Raw genomic sequence first — 896 nt, forward strand, 5'->3', positions numbered from 1 at the left:
AAAGGTGGGTGATGAGCTTGTCTGGACTCGTATGGGGACTCAAAGCCCGGTACTTGTACCTGGCGATATTGTCACGCTAATCGGCTCAAACTTCGGTGCAGGTGTGGATATAGATTTTAGCAAAATCATGCTGGGTAATACCCGTATTCTTGAAACTGATTTACGTATGTTTGATCAGAAGCTTGCTGTGTCAGATCAGGTTAATTACGAAACAGAGCAGCAAGTTGATGCATGGGATAAAAACGTTATTAGCTGGCAAGATGACCGTATTGTATTCAGGGTACCTGACCATGCTAGCAGCGGTCCCTTGATTGTGCAGGTACAAAAACGAACGGGTTATAATGAGTCCTTGCTACACCCAGGTTCTCCACATACCGTTATTGATGCACAGACCTCTCGTATTATCAGCGATACGTTTCAGCATGAATGTGACGTTGTGTCACAGCTGAGTGATGCCGTTGCCAGCACGCCGATTGATATAGATGTTAATAACCCGAACTTCTCTGATTTGGTGACAGAAGGTCGAAAGATATTCTGGTCGTACGACTACAATATTGGTGTCGCACATGCGGTACGAAACCTGGATTGGAAGGCGATCTTTAACTATCGTTCGTTTGACCCGGTTAAAGGAGGCTATGCTGACCCGAGAGAGTTGTTTGGCGCCTATAAAACGGTCAGAGGGCAAGTGCCGAATGAAGCGATGGATGATGTTTACTTTGATCCTTACCCAATGCCAACCCCGATCCCCGGCTTCCTCACCTTGGGTTCTGCCAAGCTTGAAGGCAATACAAAAGATACAGGTTGGGTAGGATATCGCTATGCAGAAGGTAATCACCCTTATACAGGGCCGGGTGAATTTGCCGGTTTCAACTGTGCGTCGTGCCACGGTTATCAAA

1 pseudogene is annotated in these 896 nt (G+C 46.8%); it reads left to right on the top strand.

What is annotated here, in order from left to right:
• A pseudogene (locus A3729_RS32390) lies at window positions 1-896 on the top strand (hypothetical protein); the annotation flags it as partial.

The organism is Oleiphilus sp. HI0043 (genome assembly GCF_001634935.1).